Consider the following 5,338-nt stretch of genomic DNA (forward strand, 5'->3'; position numbering starts at 1 on the left):
TCAGCCCGCCCGCCAGCGCGCAGGCCCCCACGAACAGCAGGTGGCTCAGCGCCCACACCTCGGTCTCGTTGAGCGCGGCGAGGACGACGGACAGGGCCACCAGGGCCAGAGTCAGGACGGAGCAGGGCCAGGCGGTGCGTGCCGCTGCGATCACTGTCCCTCCCGAGCCGTCCGGCACACCGTACAAGCGCCCGCGCCCAGGCGGGACGGGACGGTGTCCCGGGACCGGGACCGGGGACGGGGACGGGGACGGGGACGGGGACGGGACCTACTCCGGGGAGGAGGCCGTCGCCTTGCGGAAGGGGACCGTCACGTCGACGAGGCCGTAGGCGATGGCCCCGTCCGCGTCCAGGACCTTGTCCCGCTCGATGTCGCGCCGGATGCGCTCCTCGCTCTGCCCGGTGTGCCTGGCCAGGAGTATCTCCATGAGTTCTTGCGCGCGCAGGAGCTCATGGGCGTGCAGCTCCAGGTCGCTGAAGGATCCCTGCGCCTCGCCGGAGGGCTGGTGGATCAGGACGCGCGAGCGCGGCAGGGCCATCCGCTTGCCCGGGGTCCCGGCCGCCAGCAGGACGGCGGCGGCGGAGGCGGCCTGGCCCATGCAGACGGTCTCCACGTCCGCCGTGACGTACTGCATGGTGTCGTAGATCGCCATCATCGCGGTGAACGAGCCGCCGGGGGAGTTGATGTAGAGCGAGATGTCCTGCCCGGGGTCGTTGTAGTCGAGATAGAGCAGTTGCGCCATCACGTCGTTGGCGCTGGTGTCGTCGATCGGGGTGCCGAGGAAGATGATCCGTCCGGCGAGGAGCTTGGAGTAGGGATCCGTCACGCTGGTGCCGTAGCTGGTCCGCTCGACGAGGTCCGGCAGGACGTAGCGGCCGGTGAAACCGTTCATGCGCGCCTCCACTCTGTACAGAACATTTAAAATGTACATTATGCACAGACTGCTATGCTGGAGGCATGGCCGAAGAGATCCCGGTGACGCAGGCCCGTGCGGACTTCGCCGAGCTGGTGAACCGCGCCGCGTACGGCGGGGAGCGCATCGTCATGACCCGGCACGGCAAGCCGCTCGTGGCGCTGGTCCCGGCGGCCGACCTCGAACGCCTGGAGAGCATGGAGCGGCAGGCCTCGGAGACGGTCCTCCGGCTGGGGGCCGCCACCTACGACGCGGAGTCCCGGCCGGCCGGGTCCCGCCGCATCGGCATCGCCGCCGAGCACCGGCCGCCGCGCGAGCCCGGCAGACCCTGAGACCCCGCTCCGGGGCCTGGACCTCCCGGGTCCCGGGTGAGCGGGTCTAGATCCCCTGGGGGAGGCGGAAGAGGCGGCCCGGGTCGTGGACGGCCTTGACGCGGGCGAGCCGGGCGGCGTTCGCCCCGTAGTAGGCCGCGCGCCAGCCGCCCAGCTCGGCGTCGGCGTAGTTCACATAGGCGTGGTCGCCGAAGTGGGGGCGCATCCGGGCGTGCGCCGCCCTGGCCCAGCCCGCCGCCCCGGCGCGGTGGGCGTAGTACTGCACGCTGTAGAGGGCCGCCCGGTGCGGGAAGGCGGTGGCCTCCGGGCGGACCCGGCCGACGGCGCCGCCGAGGGCGTCCAGGAGCACGGTGTGGCTGCCCGGCCGGGCGACCTCCGCGACCAGCGCCCCGGCGCCGGCCTCCGACAGCGGGCGGTAGGCCATGTGCGACTTGGCCCTGAAGTCGTCGCGCGAGAGCCTGCCGTCGCGGGTCTGGCCGGGCAGGGAGCCGCCGCGGTGGCACTGGGAGACCGACAGCGTGGAGCAGCCCGCCATGATCATCATGGCCTGGCGGTAGGACGTCTGCCGGACGTAGCTGGAGGAGGCCGGGCCGATCCGGTCGGCCAGCCGGTCCAGCAGCCGCTCGCAGTCCGCCCTGCCGCCCAGATAGAGGCCGCCGATCTGCACGTCCGTCCCGCCGTCGCGGCTCAGGTGCATCGTGGACCACAGCTCGTCCGGCACCGCGGGCGCCCACGCCTGCCACGCCCGCAGCGCCCGGACGGCCTTCGCCCACGGCCAGTGCAGGAAGAAGACCGTGACCTCGCGGGTGGGGTGGGTCCGGAAGCCGAAGGAGACCGCCACGCCGAGGTTGCCCCCGCCGCCGCCGCGCGAGGCCCAGTAGAGGTCGGGGTTGTGATCGGCGTCGCAGGTCAGCAGCCGGCCGTCGGCCGTGACCAGTTGGACGGACTCCATCACATCGCAGGTCAGGCCGTACTTCCTGGACACCACGCCGATGCCGCCGCCCAGCGCCAGCCCGCTCACCCCGACCGTGGGGCAGCTGCCCGCCGGGATGCTGACCCCGCGCGCCGCCAGCTTGTCGTAGACGTCGACGAGCTTGGCGCCCGCCCCGACCGTCGCCCGGCCGGAGGCGTAGCCCACCTTGTTCATCGGGGAGACGTCGACGACCAGGCCGGTCCCGGTGGACCAGCCCGCGTAGGAGTGGCCGCCCGACCGCACGGTCAGGGGCACGTTCGTCCGCCGGGCGAAGCCGACGCACTCGATCACGTCGGAGGGGGTGGCGCAGTAGGCCACGCCCGCCGGCCGTACCGCGTCGAAGGCGGGGTTGAACAGGCGGCGGGCCGTGTCGTAGGAGGCGTCGCCCGGCCTGACGAGGGTGCCCTCCAGCCCCCTCCCCAGAGCGTTCCAGTCCGAGCGGGAGGGGACCGTCCGGGCGGGCAGCCCGGCCCCCACGCTCAGGGCGGCCATGCCGCCGATCCGAAGGAATGTCCGTCTGTCCGGAGCGGGCCGCATGTTCGTCTCCCCGAGAGTTCCGTCTGCCTGCCCGTTGAGACGGCCGCCCGGCCCGGCTGGTTGGTCACATTCCCATCACTTCGTGGGCCGGGTGCGAGCCGCGTCGGCTCCACCGGAGTCCCGGGAAGCCATCGAACGCACCCGCCGCGGGCTCTACGATTGACGGGCAGGAAGGGATCCCGCTCCCGGGACCGGGCAGGAGCCGCCGGGAGGGGCCGTCCGGGGCCGCTCCGGAGACGGCGGGCCGCCACGTTGACGTTTTACGGCTTTTCGGGTGATATCAGGAGCGGCGGCATGCTCCGGTCAACGGGGATCGGGGCAGATGGCCGCTGGAGGTGTTGTGCCGCGGGCCATGTCCGGTGAGCGGAGAGACGTGAGCTGTCTGGACTGCCTGACGGGCGCCGGTGCGTCCGGACGCGCCAGGTGGCGCTGCCGCCCTTCCGGAGCGGCCGTGTGGGATGCTTGTCCCACCGTCCTCTCCCGGCGCCGACCCGCCGTCTCCGACCAGGAGACCTCCGGTTCTCCGCCGATGGCGGCGAGGGGCCGCGGGTCACATGACGACCCGCGACGACTGGCCGAGGACCGGCTCACCCACGACGAGATCATCCTCCCGCCGCGGACGCCTCGCGCGCCGGCGGCGGGGCGGCGGACCGCGGCGGGGCCGGGTGCTCCACTGTGGACCTCCCGTCCCGGAGAGCACCGCCCGCGCCCGCATTACTTCCCTTTTCTATGGGAACTACGGACTTGGTCCTAGATCCCCATCAAATATGCAAAACCCCCTCACAAAGGAGTGAGAGCGACATGCCGCTCGACGAGGCGAAGGACGAGCTGCTGAGGAGTGCCGCCGAAACGTGCGCGCACACACCGGGCAGCGATCATGTGGGTGTTGAGGAGGCGCTCGCCTACCTCAAGCTCTATTACCGGCATGTCGCGCCAGAAGACCTGCTGAGCCGCAACCAGGTCGACGTGTACGGCCCGGCGATGGCCCAGCGGCAGCTCGCCGAGAAGCGCCCCCAGGGCCGCGCCATGGTGCGGGCGTACACGCCGAGCCTGGAGGAGCACGGCTGGGACCCCGGATGCTCCGTCGTCGAGGTGGTCACCGACGACATGCCCTTCCTGGTCGACTCCGTGACGATGGAGCTCGACCGCCACCAGATCGGCATCCAGCTCGTCGTCCACCCGCAGATGCGGGTGCGCAGGGACATGACCGGCAAGCTGCTCGGCCCCGAGGAGCAGGACGTCACCGGGCAGATGCTCGTGGAGTCCTGGATGCACTTCGAGATCGACAGGCAGGCCGACCAGGCCACGCTCAAGGAGCTCGAAGCCGACCTGCAGCGGGTCCTGGAGGACGTCCGCTACGCCGTCGAGGACTTCGTCAAGATGCGGGCCCTGGCCGTGCAGACCGCCGAAGACGTGTCGGTCAACCCGCCGCCGCTGGACCTGGCGGGGGTCGAGGACAGCCTGGAGCTGATGCGCTGGCTGGCCGACGGCCACTTCACCTTCCTCGGCTACCGCGAATACCGCCTGGAGGAGGGCGAGGAGGGCGACAGGCTGCGCCCGGTGCCGGGGACCGGCCTGGGGATCCTCCGCCACGACAAGGCGGGCTCCGACAGCTTCGCCGCGCTCTCCCCGGAGCTGCGCGCCAAGGCCCGTGAGAAGCAGCAGATGCTGATCATCACCAAGGCCAACACGCGTGCCACCGTGCACCGCCCGGCCTATCTGGACTACGTGGGCGTGAAGATCTTCGACGCCTCCGGCGAGGTCGTCGGCGAACGGCGCTTCCTCGGCCTGCTCACCCACGTGGCCTACAGCGAGTCGATCTCCCGCATCCCGGTGCTCCGGCGCAAGCTGGCCGAGGTCCTCGTCCTGGCCGGGCTCGCCTCCGACAGCCACGACGGCAAGGACCTCATCGAGATCCTGGAGACCTTCCCCCGCGACGAGCTCTTCCAGACCTCGGTGGAGCAGCTCCTGCCGATCGCGCTCGGCGTGCTCAGGCTCCGCGAGCGCAAGCAGGTCAAGGTCTTCCTCCGCCCGGACGACTACGGCCGCTACATCTCCTGCCTGATCTACCTCCCGCGTGACCGCTACACCACGAAGATCCGCGTCAAGATGCAGGAGATCCTGCTCAAGACGGTCGGCGGCACCGCCTTCGACTACAGCGCGATGATCGGCGAGTCCGCCCTGGCCCGGCTGCACGTGGTCGTGCGCGGCGAGCGGGGCAGGCCGCTGAACGCCGACGCCGTCGACGTGGAGGAGCTGGAGGCCAGGCTGGCCGCCGCCACCCGCTCCTGGGACGACGACCTCGCCACCGCCATCGCCGAGCTGAGCTCGGAGGAGGAGGCGCCCGGCCTCATCCGCCGCTACGCCTCGGCCTTCCCCGAGGGCTACAAGGCCGACTTCCCGGCCCGGATGGCGGTCGCCGACCTGCGCCGCCTGGAGGCGCTCGCCGTCTCCTCCGACGAGATCGGGATGAACCTCTACGAGCCCTACGACGCCGCCGAGGGCGAGCGCCGGTTCAAGCTCTACCGGATCGGCGCGCCCATCTCCCTGTCGCATGTGCTGCCGCTGCTCCAGCGGATGGGC

The 5,338-nt window shown here is 71.6% G+C and carries 3 protein-coding genes and 1 pseudogene; 2 read left to right on the forward strand and 2 right to left on the reverse strand.

The window, feature by feature from the left end; genetic code table 11:
- Nucleotides 1-268: 268 nt before the first annotated feature.
- A complete protein-coding gene (locus ACWDS7_RS46195; protein WP_451934468.1) occupies nucleotides 269-931 on the reverse strand; it encodes an ATP-dependent Clp protease proteolytic subunit in 663 nt (220 codons plus the stop codon).
- 26 nt (nucleotides 932-957) lie between these two features.
- Between ACWDS7_RS46195 and ACWDS7_RS46200 the strand changes: the two genes are divergently transcribed.
- Nucleotides 958-1,245 carry a type II toxin-antitoxin system Phd/YefM family antitoxin gene (locus ACWDS7_RS46200; RefSeq protein ID WP_451934469.1) on the forward strand — a complete coding sequence of 96 codons (288 nt, stop codon included), beginning with the start codon at nucleotides 958-960 and terminating at the stop codon, nucleotides 1,243-1,245.
- Between the two features lie 46 nt (nucleotides 1,246-1,291).
- Here ACWDS7_RS46200 and ACWDS7_RS46205 read toward each other — a convergent pair whose 3' ends face one another.
- On the reverse strand, nucleotides 1,292-2,710 hold the full coding sequence (locus ACWDS7_RS46205) for an FAD-binding oxidoreductase (RefSeq protein WP_451934470.1): 1,419 nt from the start codon (nucleotides 2,708-2,710) through the stop codon (nucleotides 1,292-1,294).
- Nucleotides 2,711-3,556: 846 nt separating this feature from the next.
- On the opposite strand from ACWDS7_RS46205, the pseudogene ACWDS7_RS46210 reads away from it, so the two are divergent.
- Nucleotides 3,557-5,338, forward strand: a pseudogene (locus ACWDS7_RS46210) (NAD-glutamate dehydrogenase); the annotation flags it as partial.

The organism is Streptosporangium sp. NPDC003464, from assembly GCF_053588315.1.

What these genes read in the sequence shown, in the direction of transcription:
- ACWDS7_RS46195 (WP_451934468.1), bottom strand. Translation starts at nt 931, where the DNA reads ATGTACATTTTAAATGTTCTGTACAGAGTGGAGGCGCGCATGAACGGT.
- ACWDS7_RS46200 (WP_451934469.1), top strand. Translation starts at nt 958, where the DNA reads ATGGCCGAAGAGATCCCGGTGACGCAGGCCCGTGCGGACTTCGCCGAG.
- ACWDS7_RS46205 (WP_451934470.1), bottom strand. Translation starts at nt 2,710, where the DNA reads ATGGCCGCCCTGAGCGTGGGGGCCGGGCTGCCCGCCCGGACGGTCCCC.